Here is a 16,172-nt window from a genome sequence, read left to right on the forward strand (position 1 = left end):
CCACCGACCCTGGCCGGCCCCGCACCGGCCACCCGCGACCCGAGGCGCGACGCCCGCCGAAGTAGACCCGGCCCATTCGGGAACGCATGCTCGGCGAACTCGACCCGACCGCCCTCTCTGTCCGCCGCTGCAGGCTGCTTTTCGGTGAGCAACACACCCGCTTCGCCGAAAGCCTCAAGTCTCGGAGTCCCGTACGCCGGCGGCGGTCCATCGCCGACTCTGACGTGCCCGGACCAGCCATCCGCAGGCACAAGTGCAGCGCCTGCCGAAAGCACATGGCCTTCTCGGGAAGCTCCTCCGGCGGGCTCGACTCGGGGCCGCGAAGTGCCTGTTTCGGCGGGAGCCCCCGTTTCGGAGCCATGCGCGCCGGGGGCGGTTCGCCTCACGAGCCGGGTCGGCCCGCATCGGCCGGCGCAAGCCGAGGCGCGGTGGCCGCCGGAAGCACCCGGCCCATTCGGGAAGGGTCTGGAATCCCGCACCCCGGCAGCCCCGCCCCGCCCGCCACCCGGGCGGCGGGCAGCGGGCGGGGCGGGGCGGGGTCAGCCTCCTTCCTTGTTCTCGGGTGGATGTGGTCCGGGAGCTATGCCGCGTTTGCTCCCGTGGGGATTTCGGGGGTCAGGTGGGGTGGGACCCTTGTGTAGGAGTGGAATTCCATTGTGTAGCTTGCTCGGCCGGAGGTTCGGCTGCGTAGGTCGCCCACGTAGCCGAACATTTCGGCGAGGGGGACCAGTGCGGTGATCACCTTTGCGCCGGAGCGGTCGGTCAGGGCCTCGACCTGGCCGCGTCTGGCGTTGAGGTTGCCGATCACGTCGCCCAAGTGGTCCTCGGGTGTGGTCACCTCCACCGCCATCACCGGTTCGAGCAGGGTCGGGCGGGCCAGTCGCGCGGCTTCCTTGAAGGCCAGTGAGCCGGCGATTCGGAAGGCCGTCTCCGATGAGTCGATCTCGTGGAACGCGCCGTCGAGCAGGGTCACCCGCAGGCCGGTGAGCGGGTAGCCGGCGAGTACTCCGAGTTCCATTGCCGCCCGGCAGCCCGCGTCCACCGAGGGGATGAACTCCTTCGGAACGCGGCCGCCCACGACCTTGTCGACGAACTCGTAGCCGTCTCCCTCCAGTGGTTCGATGGCGATGCGGACCTTGGCGAACTGGCCCTTGCCGCCGTTTTGTTTGCGGTACGTGTAGTCGTGCCCGGGCACCGGCGCGCTCACCGTTTCGCGGTAGGCGACCCGCGGTCGACCCACCGAGGCGGCCACGTCGAACTCCAGCCGCATGCGGTCGACCAGCACCTCCAGGTGCAGCTCGCCCATGCCGGAGACGATGGTCTGCCCGCTCTCCCGGTCGGTCTTGACCCGGAAGGACGGGTCCTCCTCGGCCAGTCGTTGGATCGCGACGCCCAGCCGCTCCTGGTCGATCCGGGACGCGGGTTCGATGGCCACCTCGATCACCGGGACCGGGAAGTCCATCGACTCCAGCACCACCGGGTGCGCCGGATCGCACAGGGTCTCGCCGGTGGTGGTCCGGCGCAGCCCCATCACCGCGACGATGTCGCCCGCGCCCACCGCGGCGATCTCCTCTCGTTTGTCCGCGTGCATGCGGTAGATCTTGCCCACACGTTCGGTGCGGCCCTTGATCGAGTTCTGTACCTGGTCGCCGGCGCTCAGGCGGCCGGAGTACAGCCGCAGGAACGTCAGCCTGCCCAGATGCGGATCACTCGCGATCTTGAACGCCAGTGCCGCGAACGGCTGTTCCGGCGACGGCGTGCGCACGACGGCCGTCTCCGGCGCGCCGACCGCGTGCCCCTGGATCGCGCCCACGTCCAGGGGCGACGGCAGATAGCGCGCCACGGCGTCGAGCAGCGGCTGAACTCCCTTGTTACGGAAGGCGGTTCCACACAACACCGGCGTGACGGTGGGACCGTCGTCGCGACCGGAGGCGATGGTGATCCGCCGGATCGCGGCGTGCAGTTGCGCCTCGGTGGGTTCGGTGCCCGCCAGGTACGCCTCCATCATCGCGTCGTCGTGCTCGGCGACCGTCTCCAGGAGCCGATCGCGCCATCGGCGGGCGTCCGCCAGGTACGCGGCCGGGATGTCGACGTCGTCGTACGCCTCGCCGAGTCCGGTGTCCGCGGACCAGACCAGTGCGCGCATCCGAACCAGGTCGACCACCCCGCGAAAGTCCGCCTCGGCGCCGATCGGCACCTGTACGACCATGGCCACCGCGCCCAGTCGTTCGCCGATCATCTCGACGCAGCGATGGAACTCGGCGCCGGTGCGGTCGAGTTTGTTGACGAAGCAGATTCGGGGTACGCGGTAGCGGTCGGCCTGGCGCCATACCGTCTCGGACTGCGGCTCGACGCCCGCGACGCCGTCGAACACGGTGACCGCGCCGTCGAGGACTCGCAGGCAACGTTCGACCTCGACGGTGAAGTCGACGTGTCCCGGCGTGTCGATGAGGTTGATCCGGTGTGCGACGCCGTCGAGCGTCCAGTCGCAGGAGATCGCGGCGGAGGTGATGGTGATGCCGCGATCGCGCTCCTGGGGCATCCAGTCGGTGGTCGCCGCGCCGTCGTGCACCTCGCCGATCTTGTACGAGACGCCCGTGTAGAACAGGATCCGCTCGGTGGTGGTGGTCTTGCCCGCGTCGATGTGGGCCATGATCCCGATGTTGCGGACGGTGGCGAGGTCGAGGTGGCGTGCGGTTCTGGTCATGACGGCCTGAAGCCCTCTCTCGATACGAAGGGGTGGGACGGGTGGTGCCGAATCCGGGCAGCACACGGCGATCCGTCGACTCCGCGCGGGTGTTCGCACACCACGCACGGGGACGGCGGAGAGCACCGGTGGGCACACCGGGGATGGATGGCGAACGGCCGCCGGGACCGGTCGGGTTGCGACCGGGCACACCCCATCGACCCATGGGCGCACCGCGCGGCGTTTCGACGGGACCGGGCACGCCGAAGGAGGGCGGCATGACGGTACGCCGAACCGCTGCGGCGCGAGGGCGCGGCATGGGCGGATCGGTGGGGGATCGGCGTGCGACGGGCGGAGTCGAACGGATCGGACTCGGCGCCCGGCGGCGGCCTTCGGGTCGGCTCGGGGACGGCGGCGATACGGCCGCGCGCGTCGGCGGGTGGGTCGACGGTCGCCGACCCACCTACCTACGGCCGGGGCCGCTTCCGGTCACGACACGACGTCGAAACGACGTGGCGACGCAACGGCGCAACAGCCCAACAGCGCGATAGTGCAGCCGTACGATGACGCGACAACGTGACAACGCGTCAGTGCGTCAACACGACGGCGCGCTACGGCGCAGGTGCGGCTCAGCCGCGAGGCGACCCGGAGCGATCGGGCCAACGGCCCTTCCACGGCTCCCGGTTCGACGTCGGATGGGCGCCCCGCGGTCGGGTGCCGAACGCGTGGCGTCGCGCACCGATTCGCTTGAACGTGACATCCATGCGCCCACCGTAGATCACGAACTCGCTCGCGGTCGACCGGATTTCCGGCGCCCGGTTCAGACCAGGTCGCGCATCCGCCGGATCGGACTCGTGCCCAACACCACCGGAGTCAGCAGCGCGACACCGAACATCGTGCCCAACGCGCCGCGATTGCCCAGCCAGGTGGCGGCCAGCCCCGCGGTGAGCGCACCGAACGGGATCGCGCCCCAGGACACGAAGCGGACGGTGGCCATCACCCGAGGCAGCAACTCCGGCGGAGTCACGGTCTGCCGGTGGGTGCGGGTGACGATGCTCATCACCACGACGGCGGCGCCGAACGCGGCGTTGGCCGCGGCGAAGACGAGCAGCCCGAGCCCGTGGCCGGCGAACGGTACGCAGCCGACCGCGACGGGCGTCAGCAGCGCGGCCCCGATCAGCGTCCGGGCGCTGCCGAAGCGGGCGACCAGGCGCGTGGTCAGCGCGGCGCCGATCAGGCTCCCGAAGCCCTCGGTCGCGATCAGTACGCCCACCAGCGCGGTGGGCGCGTGCAACGTGCGCACGAGCAGGGCCGGGACGAGCGCCATCAGCGCGCCGCAGACGAAGTTCACGGCCGTCACCGCCGCGACGCACGGTCGGATCGCGGGATGCCGGCGCACGTAGCGCAGGCCCTCGGCCATCCGCGCCCGCAACGAGGGACCGCCGTCCGAGGGTGTCTGCCGAGCCGGGCGGGGCAGCGTGCGCAGCAGGACCGCGGAGAGCAGGTAGCTGATCGCGTCCACCAGCAAACCGCTTGCCGCGCCGCACAGTTGCACCAGTACACCGGCCAGCGACGGGCCGCCGAGCTGGGTGGCGGCGGCCGAGCCGGAGGTGAGGCTGTTGCGCGACGTCAACTCCTCCCTGCTCACGATCGACGGCAGCAGCGTCGAGTTGCCCACGTCGAACACCACGCTCGCCAGGCCGACCACGAACGCGACCACCACCAACTGCCACAGGCCCAGTACATCCAGCACCCAGGCGATCGGGACGGAGGCGATCGCGATCGCACGCACCACGTCCATCGCGACCTGGGTCCCGCGCAGCGGCAGGCGCTGCACGATCACCCCGGCGGGCAGCCCGATCAGGATCCAGGCGGTGTACTGCGCGGCGGTGATCAGACTGACCTGGAGACTCGTGGCGTGCAGGCCGCGAAGCGCGATCAGCGGCAGGGCGACGGCGGTGACCGCGTCCCCGGCGTGACTGATGGTCAGCGCGGCCCAGTAGCGCCAGAAGGCACTACCACCACCGACCGAAGGGCCCTCGCGACCCGAACCGTCCTCCACCCCGCCCGCGGCCGCGCCGGTCCCCGCACCCGCCACCGCGTCCGCATCCACCCCCGCGGCAACCGCCGAGCCCGCCGCCCCGCCCGCCGTTGCCCCCAGCGCGCCCCGCGCTCCCACCGAACCCGTCGCATCCACTTCGCCCGACATCCACGCCCCCGTGTCCCGCGGCCATCAAGTGAGTGGCCAAGTGAGTAACCAATGGAAACTCACTATAGTGAGCGCATCGACGCGGGCAAGACGAGGTGACATGCGATATACCGATCTGGCGGACGCCGACTGCGCCATCACCCAGGCGCTCGGCGTCGTCGGCGACTGGTGGACCCTGCTGCTCGTGCGCGATGTGGCGGCGGGCGTACACCAGTTCGGCGCACTCCACGAACAGGTCGGGATCAGCCGCAAGGTGCTGGCCCAGCGGCTCAAGGCCCTGGTCGAACACGGTGTGTTGGAGAAGCGGCTCTACCACCCGCATCCGCCGCGCTACGAGTACCACCTCACCGACGCCGGGCGCGGCCTGCTCCCGGTCCTGGTCGCCCTGCAGAACTGGGGTACGCGGTTCGTGCTCGGCGACGGGACGCTGACCGCCACCGGCGAGGCCGACTCGGCCGAGGCCCGTCAGGCGCACGCACTGGTCGGCACCAGACTGCCCGCGCTCACCCTGCGCCCCGCCGCCGAGACCGCCTCCGCCACCACAGAGCGCGTCGACCCGATCGCCGACACCCCGTGGACGGTCCTGTACTGCTTTCCCGGCGCCTACGCCCCCGGCGTCCAGGGGCATCCCCCCGGCTGGGACGAGATCCCCGGCGCCCCCGGCTGCACCCTGGAATCGGCCACCTACCGCGACCGCCGCACCGAATTCACCGCCCGCGGCGCCACCGTGCTCGGCGTCAGCACCCAACGCCCGGACCAACTGGCCGCGTTCGCCGCCCACGCGAACATCCCGTTCCCGCTCCTGTCCGACGCCGACCTCGAACTGGCCGCCGCGCTACGCCTGCCCACCTTCCGGGCCGCGGGCGTCGACCGCCTCAAGCGGCTCACCCTGCTCCTCGACGACACCCGCACCGTGCGCGGCGTCCTGTATCCGCTCCCCGACCCGGCCGGCTCGGTCGCCGACGCGCTGGCCCTGATCGACGCCCGCACCCGCCCCACCTCCGCCGTCGGGCGGGAGACACCGGCTCCACCCCGGGGTTGACCCGCGACCGCCGCCGTGCGAGCCGCCGCCGTCGGGCCCTCGGCACGCCCCGGCTACAACCCCATCCGGCTCACCCGGGCGGACAGTTCGGCGGCCGAGGCGCGGACCGCCGTCACGTAGTGCGGCACCTGCTCGTCCGGGATGCGGTGGGACAGCGCGGCGATGCTGACCGCCGCGACGATCGCGCCGTCCTCGCGGTGTACGGGGGCGCCGATGCCGAGCAGGTCCGGGTCGAACTCGCCGCGGGCCACCGTGTAGCCCCGGGCCCGGATCCCAGCGAGGCGTACCCGCAGTTCGTCCGGGTGGGTGATGGTCGCGTCGGTGAAGCGCGGCAACGGGCGGGCCAGTACCCGTTCGATGTCGGCGTCGGGCGCCCACGCCAGCAGGGTCAGCGCGGCGGCGCCGGCGTTGACCGGGAACACCTGGCCGCGCTCGTAGGACAGGCGCAACGTGTGCAACGCTTCCTCGCGCTCCAGACACACCACCGAATCGCCGGTGCGCCGGGTGAGCAGCACCGGCTGGCCGACCGCGAGCGCCAGTTCGCGCATCACCGGGCGGGCCAGTTCGGACAACCCGACCCCCTTGCGCGCCAGCCGCGCCAGGTCGAGCACCCGCGGCCCGAGCCGAAAGCCGACACCGCCGTCGTTCTCCTCCAGGAACCCGTTGGCGGTCAGGCTCTGCAGATAGCGGTACGCGGTGGACCGGGCCACCCCCAGATGCCCCGCGACCTGCGACGCGGTCAGCGCGAGCCGGTCGTCGCGGAACAGCAGCAGGATGTCGAGGGCACGGTCGGCCGTGGAGTTGCGCCCACGATTGCCCGACCCGTGGTCGGCGTCCCGGGGGGTGGTTCCTGGCATCCGGGAACGCTATCAGGGGCCGCCGACACGTGTCGGGGACGGCCGACCCCACCCGAATCCGGCCACGCGGCGTGCGCTCACTCCGGTCCGGACAGCAGCAGTTCCGCCCAGATCGTCTTGCCGTCGGTGGTGTAGCGGGTGCCCCAGCGCTGGGTGAACTGGGCGACCAGGAACAACCCGCGCCCGCCCTCGTCGGTGGTCCGCGCATGCCGCAACCGGGGTGTGGTGCTGGTCGCGTCGGACACCTCGCAGATCAGCGTGGCGTCGCGGATCAACCGCAGCCGGATCGGTCCGGAGGCGTAGCGGATGGCGTTGGTGACCAGTTCGCTGACCACCAGTTCGGTGGTGAAGGCGATCTCGTCCAGCCCCCATTCGGCGAGCTGCCGGCCCGCCAGGGTGCGCGCCTCGGCGACGAAGGCGGGGTCGGCCGGGAGGTCCCAGGACACCACCTTCGAGGAGTCCAGTTTGCGGGTACGCGCGATCAGCAGCGCCACGTCGTCCTGCGGCGGGTTCTCCGGCAGGATGCCCAGCACCGACCGGCACAACTCGTCCAGCGACCGGTCGGGGTCGGCCAGCGAGGCGCGCAGTCGGGCCATTCCGGACTCGACGTCGCGATCGCGCCCCTCGACCAGGCCGTCGGTGTAGAGCACGAGCAGGCTGCCCTCGGGCAGTTCCAGCTCGGCCGCCTCGAACGGCAGCCCGCCCAGTCCGAGCGGCGGCCCGGCGGGCAGGTCCGGGAACTCCACCGTGCCGTCGGGGTGGACCAGCGCGGGGGGCGGATGCCCGGCGCGGGCCATCGTGCACAGCCGGCTCACCGGGTCGTAGACCGCGTACAGGCAGCTCGCGCCCAGCGCCGTGGTGTCCACGCCGCCCTCGCCGGCGCCCTCCTCGTCGACGAACCGGATGACCAGGTCGTCCAGGTGGGCGAGCAGTTCGTCGGGGGACATGTCCAGGTCGGCCAGGGTGTGAACGGACGCGCGCAGCCGGCCCATGGTCGCCGCCGCGTGCATGCCGTGCCCGGCCACGTCGCCGACCACGAGCGCGACCCGCGCGCCGGACAGCGGGATCACGTCGAACCAGTCGCCGCCGACCCCGGCCCGGTCGTAGGCGGGCAGATAGCGGCTGGCCACCTCGACCGCGGTCTGCCGGGGCAGCCCGTGCGGGAGCAGGCTGCGTTGCAGGGCCAGCGCGGCGGCGTGCTCGTGGGTGAAGCGCCGCGCGTTGTCGATGCACACCGCGGCCCGGGAGACGAACTCCTCGGCCAGGATCAGGTCGTCGCTCTCGAACGGGTCGGGGGTGTCGCGCCGGAAGAAGTGCGTCACGCCGAGGATCGTGCCGCGGGCCCGGATCGGCACGACCATCATCGAGTGCAGGCCCACCCGGCGGGTGCGGTCGGAGGAGACCCGGTCCTCGGCGAGCCACGGCAGCAGGTGCGGATCCAGGAGCGGTTCGAGTACGGCCTTGCCGTCGACCAGGCAGCGGGCGCCGGGGGAGTTGCGGGCCACGGGGGCGCGTTCGCCGATCCGGGCGATCGACTCGACGAGGTCGTCGTCCGGGCCGCCGTGCCGACCCTCGCGCACCGAGCGCTGGCCGACCCGGATCAGGTCGGGGTTGGCCCGGCGCACCGGGCCGGGCTCGGGCTCGACGCCGGCGAGCACCGGTTCGAGCAGGTCCACCGCGACGAAGTCGGCCAGGTCGGGGACCGCGACGTCGGCCAGCTCCTGGGCGGTGCGCGCCACGTCCAGGGTGGTGCCGATCCGGGCGCCGATGTCGCTCAGCAGCGCCAGCCGTTGCCGGGCCCGCCACCGGTCGGTGACGTCGATGACCAGGTAGCAGACCCCGGCCGGGCGCCCTTCGCCGTCCTCCAGGCGGAAGAAGGAGGTCGAGTAGGCGTGTACGTGGTCCGGGTCGCTTGCGGTGCGGCCCTGGTACTCGTGGTCGATCAGCGGCACCCCCGTCGTCAGGACCTCGTGCATCCGCGCCTCGATGTGCTCCGCCGGCAGCCCGGGCAGCACCTCGCTGAGCCGCCGGCCCAGGCGTTTGTCGCGCGGGATGCCGCCCCGCTCCTCGAGCTGGTCGTTGATCCACACGCAGCGCAGGTCGCGATCGACCACCGCCATGCCGATGGGGGCCCGGTTGAGCAGATGGTCGAGGAGCGCCCGGTCCGCGCCCCAGGGCACGGCGGGCGAGGCGTCGCCGGCGTCGTCGGCGCCGGCGGTGTGCGGTGTGCCCATCAAGCCCTCCTGTCCTCCTCATTCCATGGTCGCGCGTTTGCCGCTCAGCGCAGATCGGCGGCGGGCCCCGTATCCGCGGCGGATCCCGCGTCCGGGACGGGGCCCGAATCCGCGGCGGGCCCCGCGTTCGCGGCGGATCCCGCGTTCGGGACGGACCCCATGCCCGGGATCGGCCGCAGCCGGCGGGTCAGCAGTACGGCCACGTCGTCGGCCCGCTCGGTCAGCCGGCCCGCGTCGCGCAACATGCGGTCGGCCACATCGGAGAGGGTGCTGTCGGCGGCGTGCGAGAGGGACGCGCGCATGCGGTCGATGCCCCGGTCCAGGTCCACGCCCACCTCCTCGACGAGGCCGTCGGTGTACAGCGCCAGGACCGAGCCGGGTTCCAGAGCCATTCGGGTCACCGGATATTCGGCGGCCCGGTCCACCCCGAGCAGCGGGCCGCCGGGCAGTTCGACCACCCGCGTGCGGCCGTCCGCACCGCGCAGCAGCGGCGGCGGATGCCCCGCCCGGACCGCCTCGGCCCGCCCGCTCTCCGGGTCCAGTTCGATGTAGCAGCAGCTGGCGAACAGGCCGGGATCCAGATCCGCGAGCAGCCGATTGGTACAGCTCACCACCTCGTCGGGCCGCTGCCCCCCGGTGGCGAACGCCCGTACCGCGCTTCGCAGTTGGCCCATCGTGCCGGCCGCGGCCACGCTGTGCCCCTCGACGTCGCCGATCACCAGGTCGACCGCGCGTCCGGTGTCGATCACGTCGTACCAGTCGCCGCCGATCTCCATGCCCTGGGTGCCGGGCAGGTAGCGGGCCACCACCTCCAGGTTCGGCAGCGTCGGCAGCCGGTGCGGGAGCAGCGCGTGTTGCAGGCCCCGGGCGAGGGCGAATTCCGCGTCGTAGAGCCGGGCCCGCTCCAGGGCCTGGGCGATCAGGCCGCTCAGCGCGGTGAGCACCGAGCGCTCCTCGGGGGTGAACGCGTGCCGCCGGTCGAAGCCGAGGATGCAGCTGCCCACCGCCCGGTCGGAGGCGATCAGCGGCAGGAAGGCCCACGCGGACATCTCGTCCAGCGGGATCCCGGGATACGCCGCGGTCAGCTCCTCCGCCGACTCGATGAAGATCGGTACGCCCCGGGTCAGCGCCTCCACGCCGGGCAGCGCCGCGTCCAGCGGGACGCCCTCGAAGCGGTCCAGGAACCCCTCGGGATAGCCGCTCTCCAGGGCCAGGAAGAAACGTTCGTCGCGGACCACGTAGATGGCCAGCTCCCGGCCGCCGAACGCGGGCAGGATCTGATCGGCGACCACCTCGCACACCTCGCCGACGGACACCGCCTCGGTGAGCGCGCCGGCCATCTGGAGCACGTGGTAGATCGCGCCGAGCCGGGGCGGGGCGGCCTCGGTCTCCGGCGCGGCGGGCGGCGGGGCGGCCTCGGCGACGTGCGCCGCGTCGCTCGCGCCGGGCGGCGGGGCGACCGGGACCACCTTGCCGGTCAGGCCGTACGAGTCGGGGTAGAGCGAGAACGCCAGCCAGCGGTCGCGCGGGGTACGGGCCAGGAACGAGCCGGGTTGTTGGGAGAGCATCGCGGCCCGGTAGCGGTCCTCGTACGCGGGATCGGCGAGCCACGGCAGCGCGTCCCAGGGGGTGCGGCCGAGTACGTCCTCCAGGCGCACCCCGAGCAGGTCGGCCAGGTTGCGGCTGGCGTAGGTGACCCGGCCCTCGCCGTCGAGCGAGAAGACGCCGTCGCGCAGCCGCTCCACCGCCTCCGCGGCGGCGGCCCCGGCGCCGAGGTCCAGGACGGCGCCGACCAGGTGCCGGGCCCGGCCGCCGGTCTCGTCCTCGGGGATGCGCCCCCACACCTCCAGCGGCCGGCACGTGCCGTCGGGGCCGGCCACCTGGAGGCGCCAGGCCAGTACCCGACCGGTCTCCACCGCCCGGTGCGCGGCCTCGCGGAACTCGCGCCCGCCGCCGGAGACCACCCGGGCGGCCAGCGTGGCCGCGCGGCGGTCGAAGTCGGCCGGGGCGACGCCGAACAACTCGCACAGTTCCTCGTCGGCGTCGAAGTCGCCGGTGGTCACGTTCCAGTCGAACAGGCCCACCCGGATCAGCGGGAAGGTGTCGGTGGGCAGCATGGTCACCGTCGGCGGACCGTCGTAGGCGATGTCCGTGCCGGGTCCGCTGCGCGCGCCCAGGGCGTTGCCGAGCCGCTTGGCCGCCGCGCGCAGTCCGCGCCTTCGGGCGGCCGGCAGTCCGCGTCCGGGGGAGGCGGGCCACATCAGCGTGACCACGCCGAACGTCTCGCCGCCGTTCCCGCCGCCGCTGCCGCTGCCGGCGCCGCGGACCGGGGCCGAGGCGGACGCGTAGGCGTACGGCATGCCGAGCGCCAACTGCGGGAAGCGCCGCATGGTGTCGCCGTCGTCGGCCAGGAAGACGGTGCGGCCGGTGCGGTACGCCTCCGGCGCGGGCAGCGCGCCGGTGACCGGGACCCGGCTCCACGGGCCGAGCAGGGAGACGGCCAGGCCCGCGACCTTGGCGAGAACCAGCGAGCGGCGGTCGGGGGAGCGCAGGTAGACCACCCCGGCGTAGGCTCCGGTGGCCCGCACCGCCGCGTCCAGGCAGTTGGAACAGTCGGCCAGGATCCCTTCGACGTGGTCGTCACGATCGGCGCCGCTCCGGATCACGGGCAGGGGAAGGGGACCGGTATCGGCCCCGGGGCCGCTTCCGCTCATCGGCGACTCCCTCGTCCTGCGAATCCCGCCGGCATCCGACCTCGTCCCGTGCGGTCCGACGGACGCTCCGCTGGTTGCGCGCGCATAGTCTCGGAGTACGCCTGCCCGGGATCGATGTCAAACGGGCGAATACACATCAAACCAGACACACCCCCGCGCCGCCGCCACCCCCAACCCCGCCCCGCACCCCCACCCGACCCTGCCCGCTCCCACCCGGCTCCTGCGCCCGCCTCCACCCGGCCCCTGCGCCCGCCTCCTGCCCGGCCCGACTCGGTCCCCGCCTGCGTCCGGCGCTCGCCCCGACCGCTTCCGGCTCCGGCTCCGCCCTCCGTCCGGCTCCCGCTCGGTGGCCGCCCGCTCCGGGCCGGCCCCATCCCGCCGCCGCCCGGCTGTCGGCCCGGTCTCCACTCGGTCCCCACCCGGGCTTTTGCGCGGCCCGGCTCGGTCCCCGCCTGCGTCCGGCGCTCGCCCCGACCACTTCCGGTCCCGGGTCCGCCCTCCGTCCGGCTTCCGCTCGGTGGTCGCCCGCTTCGGGCCGGCCCCATCCCGCCGCCGCCCGGCTGCCGGCCCGGTCTTTACTCGGTCCCATCCGGCTCCTGCCCGGCTCGGTCCCCGCCTCGGTCCGGCCTCGACCCCGTCCGGCTCCCGCTCCGACCGGGACCCATCCCGCTTCCGCCCGGCTGCCGGCCCCACCTCCGTTCGGCGCCCGCCCCTCGACCCCAAGCCACCCGACCTTCGCCTGGTGTCGGCGCCCGCCGCCTTCCGGTTCCCGCCCCGCCCCCGTCCGGCTCCCGCTCGGTGGGCGCCCGCTCCGGGCTGACCCCATCCCGCCTTCGCCCGGCTGCCAGCCCGGTCTCCACTCGGGCTCCTGCGCGGCCCGGCTCGGTGTCCGCTCGGCGGTTGCCTGGGCCCTGCTCGGCCCCGCTCGGACCCCGTTCCGCTGCTGTCCAGCCACGCCCGGCGCTTGGCCCCACTCGGCGCGACCCCGCCCCGTCGCCCCCGCTTGGCCCCGTCCAGCCCGGCCAGGCCCCCTGGTCTCCGCCCGGCCTTTGGTCGGCCGCGTCCGGCCCGGCCCGGCAGGCTTCCGGCCCCGCCCGGCCGCGTCCTCCCAGCTCGGCCCGGTCCTCGCCTCGTTCGTTGGGGCGGTGGTTGTTGGGGTGGGGGGTTGGGTTATACGGGTGAAATCGGGTTGATGTGGTGCGTGTCGGCGTGGGGGTGGGTGCACGAGGCGGCACCGTCGGAATGTCCCATTTTCAGGTGATGCGACTGGTGTCGCTCACCCTCCTCGTGGAGCGCTCATCGTGATGGCATCCCTACGCAGTTCGACCACCCGTCTCCGGCGGCCGACCGTCGCGGCGATCGCGCTGGGCGCCGCCGTATTCGCCGGCGCAGGCCCGGCGTACGCGCTGCCCCTGGCGCCGGGTGACAACGGTGACGTCAAGGTGCACGCGAGCACCACCCCGCCGACGGACCAGCGGAACGACCCCAAGGTCTGCCTGTTCTATCTGGCGGCGTTCAACTTCGACACGGTGCAGCAGGTCACCTACACGATCGCCGCGCAACCGCCCAAGGCCGACGGCCCCGTGCTCGGGGGTTCCATCACCCTCACCGACGGCACCGGGCACACCGGGACCCTCACCCTGCCCAACGGCCAGTACAAGCTCGTGTGGACCTTCGCGGGCGAGAACGGGGCGGGCAAGCAGAAGGTCTTCATGGTCGACTGCCCTCCGGGGACGACCGGCGGCACCACCACGGGCGGCACCACAGCCGGTACCACGGGTGGCACCACGGCCGGTACCACCGGCGGACGTCCGGCCGGCAGCGTCAACGCCGGTGGCGGCGGCGGGGCTTCGACGTTCGACGCGGGCGAGGTGACCGTCGGCGCGGTGGTGGCCGGTGCCGCCCTCGCCGGCTTCGGGGTCCACCTCGTCCGTCGTCGCCGGGCCACGGGCGATGGCACGTCCTGACACACGGTCGGCGCACCGTACCCGTCGCTCCGGCCCGCTGGCGGCCGGAGCGACCGCGTTGGCGCTGATCGCCGGACTGTGGCTGGTCCACCACGGGTCGGGGGACGGCAGCGTCGAACGGCCGCCGGCTCCCGTCGCGGACGTGGCCGCCGTCCCGCACGCCCGGGTGCCCGCGGACGGGCCGCGCCGGGTGGACGCCGCACCGCTGCCGGTGTCGGTGCCGGTCAGGATGCGGATCCCGGCGATCGGCGTGAACGCGCCGATGAGCACCCTCGGCACCGGTCCGGACCGCCGGCTGGCCTCCCCGCCGGTGGGCAACAGGAACCTGGTCGGCTGGTATCGCGACGGGGTCGCGCCGGGGGCTCGCGGCAACGCCGTCACCGTCGGCCACGCCGACACCCGCTCCGGCCCGGCCGTGTTCTTCAAGCTCGGCCTGCTGCGCGTCGGCGACCGGATCGAGGTCCAGCGCCGGGACCGCAGGACGGCGGTGTTCAGCATCGACGCGGTCCGGTCCTTCCCGAAGGACGCCTTCCCGGACGACGCCGTCTACGGCGCCACCGACGCCGCCGAACTACGCGTGATCACCTGCGGCGGCCACTACGACAAACGCACCGGCTACGCCGCGAACGTCGTGGTCTTCGCCCACCTGACCGCCACCCGATGACCCCGCGATGGCCCACGACACCGACCCGGGGACGGATCGCGGTTCGCGAACCGGCTCGGGCCCGTGTGTCGCGGTGGGCTCAGGTGGTCGTCTCGCGGAACCAGGACAGGGTTTCGCCGATCGCCGTGGTGTGGGGGGTCGGGGGGAGGGGGCCGAAGGTGTCGGTGAAGGCGGTGGAGTCGACGGTGAAGGGCCGGTCGCGTTGGTACCAGGTTTCGCCCAGCGCGCGGACCGTCGGGTTCACCAGGCCGAGTAGGCGTTGGGCGGTGTGGCTCACCGCCGCGGACTTGCCGGGCCGGCCCAGTTCCGTGAACAGCAGGGCGAGGAACCGTTCGCCGGTCAGCGGTTCGGCCGTGGGTACGTGCCAGGCTCGGCCGTCGGCCCGTGCGTCCTCGCCGAGCACCGCCAGGCCCTTGGCGAAGTCGGGCAGGTAGCTGAACGAGTGCGGCTGGTCCAACGGCCCCACCCAGCGCACCACCTTGCCCCGCACCGCGGCGCCGAACACGGTGTCGCCCACCGTGCTGTTCACCCCGCGCGGCCCGAAGTAGTCCGAGGCCCGCCCGATGGCCACCCGCAGTTCGCCGGCCTCGTGCGCGGCCAGCAATGCCCGTGCCATCGCGGCCCGTACCCGCCCCTTCGGGTACGCCGCGGCGTGGGGCATGTCCTCGGTCATCGCGGTGCCCACCGGCCCGTACATGTAGAGGTTGTCGGCGAACACCAGCTTGGCCCCGGCCGCCGCCGCGCCCCGGCGGATCGCGTCGGTCAGCGCCGGGAACTCGCTCGCCCAGGCCGTGTAGGCCGGCGCCGCGCAGTGGTACACCACCGCGGCCCCGGCACACGCGGCGGTCGCGCCGTCGGGCGTGGTGACATCGCCGCGCACCACCTCGACGCCCTCGGGCACGGTGAGCCCGCCACTGCGGTTGACCGCCCGGATCCGCCGGCCGCGAGCGTGCAGTTCGTCGACGAGAGTGGCGCCGACGGCGCCGCCGGCGCCGAGGACCACGTGCAGTTCGGACGCGGTGGACATGCGGGCTCCCGAGGGTGGCCCCGACTCGGCGGCGGACGGCCCGTCCCCGGTGGGGTGATTTTGATTACAGTGTTATGTAACAGCGTTGCGTTACAGTTGTCAACATGGGACGGCCACGTACGCGCGATTGGGACGACCTGCGCCGCGCATTGCTCGACGCCGCCGGTCGACTGCTCGCCGCCGAGGGGCCGCAGGCGCTCGGCACCCGGCGGGTCGCGCACGAGGTGGGTACTTCGACGACCGCCGTCTACAACCTCTTCGAGGACAAGGCGGGTTTGTTGCGGGCGATGTTCCTGGACGGCTTCGCGGCGCTGGAGGAGCGGTTCGCCCGGGTGCCGGTGGACGGCGACCCCGAGGCCGACCTGCTGGCCCTGGGTCACGCCTACCGCGCCGCGGCCCGGGCCGATCCGCACCGCTACGACCTGATGTTCGGTCGACCGATCGCCGACTTTCGCCCCGACGAGGCGGACCTGGCCCGGATCGGCGGCACCTACGACACGCTGCTGCGCGCGGTCGCCCGCTGTGTGGACGCCGGCCGCTTCGGGCCCGCCGACCCGGCGGACATAGCCGCCCACTTGAGCGCCCTGGTACACGGGTTGGCCAGTCTGGAACTGCGCGGCGCGCTGGGCGACGAGGAGTGCGCCGACCGCCGCTGGCGCCTGGCCCTGGAGGCCGCCTGTCGCGGTCACCACCCGGAGCCGGCCGGGTAGCCGGTCGACCGCGGTCGAACAGGGAACCGAAGCCGAATAATCCGGTCGCCGTTGTCGGTGGG

10 protein-coding genes are annotated in these 16,172 nt (G+C 73.4%); 4 read left to right on the top strand and 6 right to left on the bottom strand.

What is annotated here, in order from left to right:
• Nucleotides 1-580 precede the first annotated feature (580 nt).
• Nucleotides 581-2,707, bottom strand: coding sequence for an elongation factor G (fusA, locus tag EMA17_RS13065; RefSeq protein ID WP_126637094.1), 2,127 nt, complete (start codon nt 2,705-2,707; stop codon nt 581-583).
• A gap of 799 nt (nt 2,708-3,506) precedes the next feature.
• Nucleotides 3,507-4,895: an MFS transporter gene (locus EMA17_RS13070; protein WP_246126627.1), complete on the bottom strand. Its 1,389-nt coding sequence runs from the start codon at nt 4,893-4,895 to the stop codon at nt 3,507-3,509.
• Between the two features lie 100 nt (nt 4,896-4,995).
• Between EMA17_RS13070 and EMA17_RS13075 the strand changes: the two genes are divergently transcribed.
• The gene (locus tag EMA17_RS13075) at nt 4,996-5,937 is read left to right on the top strand and encodes a winged helix-turn-helix transcriptional regulator (protein WP_126637095.1); all 942 of its coding nucleotides are present in this window, start codon (nt 4,996-4,998) and stop codon (nt 5,935-5,937) included.
• Between the two features lie 53 nt (nt 5,938-5,990).
• Here EMA17_RS13075 and EMA17_RS13080 read toward each other — a convergent pair whose 3' ends face one another.
• The 3 genes from EMA17_RS13080 to EMA17_RS13090 all read right to left on the bottom strand — a co-directional run bounded on the left by EMA17_RS13080 (nt 5,991) and on the right by EMA17_RS13090 (nt 11,742).
• A complete protein-coding gene (locus EMA17_RS13080) occupies nt 5,991-6,794 on the bottom strand; it encodes an IclR family transcriptional regulator (RefSeq protein WP_126637096.1) in 804 nt (267 codons plus the stop codon).
• A gap of 77 nt (nt 6,795-6,871) precedes the next feature.
• Nucleotides 6,872-9,028: a SpoIIE family protein phosphatase gene (locus tag EMA17_RS13085; protein ID WP_126637097.1), complete on the bottom strand. Its 2,157-nt coding sequence runs from the start codon at nt 9,026-9,028 to the stop codon at nt 6,872-6,874.
• Between the two features lie 44 nt (nt 9,029-9,072).
• On the bottom strand, nt 9,073-11,742 hold the full coding sequence (locus tag EMA17_RS13090; protein WP_126637098.1) for a SpoIIE family protein phosphatase: 2,670 nt from the start codon (nt 11,740-11,742) through the stop codon (nt 9,073-9,075).
• Between the two features lie 1,304 nt (nt 11,743-13,046).
• Between EMA17_RS13090 and EMA17_RS52905 the strand changes: the two genes are divergently transcribed.
• On the top strand, nt 13,047-13,709 hold the full coding sequence (locus EMA17_RS52905) for a hypothetical protein (RefSeq protein WP_246126642.1): 663 nt from the start codon (nt 13,047-13,049) through the stop codon (nt 13,707-13,709).
• Nucleotides 13,696-14,373 carry a class F sortase gene (locus tag EMA17_RS13100; protein ID WP_126637099.1) on the top strand — a complete coding sequence of 226 codons (678 nt, stop codon included), beginning with the start codon at nt 13,696-13,698 and terminating at the stop codon, nt 14,371-14,373. Before EMA17_RS52905 ends, EMA17_RS13100 begins: the two co-directional genes overlap by 14 nt.
• Nucleotides 14,374-14,452: 79 nt before the next feature.
• On the opposite strand, the gene EMA17_RS13105 is transcribed toward EMA17_RS13100, so the two are convergent.
• Complete coding sequence (locus EMA17_RS13105) at nt 14,453-15,400, bottom strand: NAD-dependent epimerase/dehydratase family protein (RefSeq protein WP_126637100.1); 948 nt, start codon at nt 15,398-15,400, stop codon at nt 14,453-14,455.
• 104 nt (nt 15,401-15,504) lie between these two features.
• Here EMA17_RS13105 and EMA17_RS13110 point away from each other — a divergent pair, with 104 nt between their 5' ends.
• Nucleotides 15,505-16,110 (top strand): TetR/AcrR family transcriptional regulator, encoded by a 606-nt coding sequence (locus tag EMA17_RS13110; RefSeq protein ID WP_126637101.1) that lies wholly within the window; start codon nt 15,505-15,507, stop codon nt 16,108-16,110.
• Nucleotides 16,111-16,172: the final 62 nt, after the last annotated feature.

The organism is Embleya hyalina, from assembly GCF_003967355.1.
GTDB classification, from domain to species: Bacteria; Actinomycetota; Actinomycetes; order Streptomycetales; family Streptomycetaceae; genus Embleya; species Embleya hyalina.

Coding starts and splice junctions, on each gene's coding strand:
- EMA17_RS13090 (WP_126637098.1), bottom strand. CDS start 11,742: ATGAGCGGAAGCGGCCCCGGGGCCGATACCGGTCCCCTTCCCCTGCCC.
- EMA17_RS13085 (WP_126637097.1), bottom strand. CDS start 9,028: ATGGGCACACCGCACACCGCCGGCGCCGACGACGCCGGCGACGCCTCG.
- EMA17_RS13080 (WP_126637096.1), bottom strand. CDS start 6,794: ATGCCAGGAACCACCCCCCGGGACGCCGACCACGGGTCGGGCAATCGT.
- EMA17_RS52905 (WP_246126642.1), top strand. CDS start 13,047: ATGGCATCCCTACGCAGTTCGACCACCCGTCTCCGGCGGCCGACCGTC.
- EMA17_RS13070 (WP_246126627.1), bottom strand. CDS start 4,895: ATGTCGGGCGAAGTGGATGCGACGGGTTCGGTGGGAGCGCGGGGCGCG.
- fusA (WP_126637094.1), bottom strand. CDS start 2,707: ATGACCAGAACCGCACGCCACCTCGACCTCGCCACCGTCCGCAACATC.
- EMA17_RS13100 (WP_126637099.1), top strand. CDS start 13,696: ATGGCACGTCCTGACACACGGTCGGCGCACCGTACCCGTCGCTCCGGC.
- EMA17_RS13105 (WP_126637100.1), bottom strand. CDS start 15,400: ATGTCCACCGCGTCCGAACTGCACGTGGTCCTCGGCGCCGGCGGCGCC.
- EMA17_RS13110 (WP_126637101.1), top strand. CDS start 15,505: ATGGGACGGCCACGTACGCGCGATTGGGACGACCTGCGCCGCGCATTG.
- EMA17_RS13075 (WP_126637095.1), top strand. CDS start 4,996: ATGCGATATACCGATCTGGCGGACGCCGACTGCGCCATCACCCAGGCG.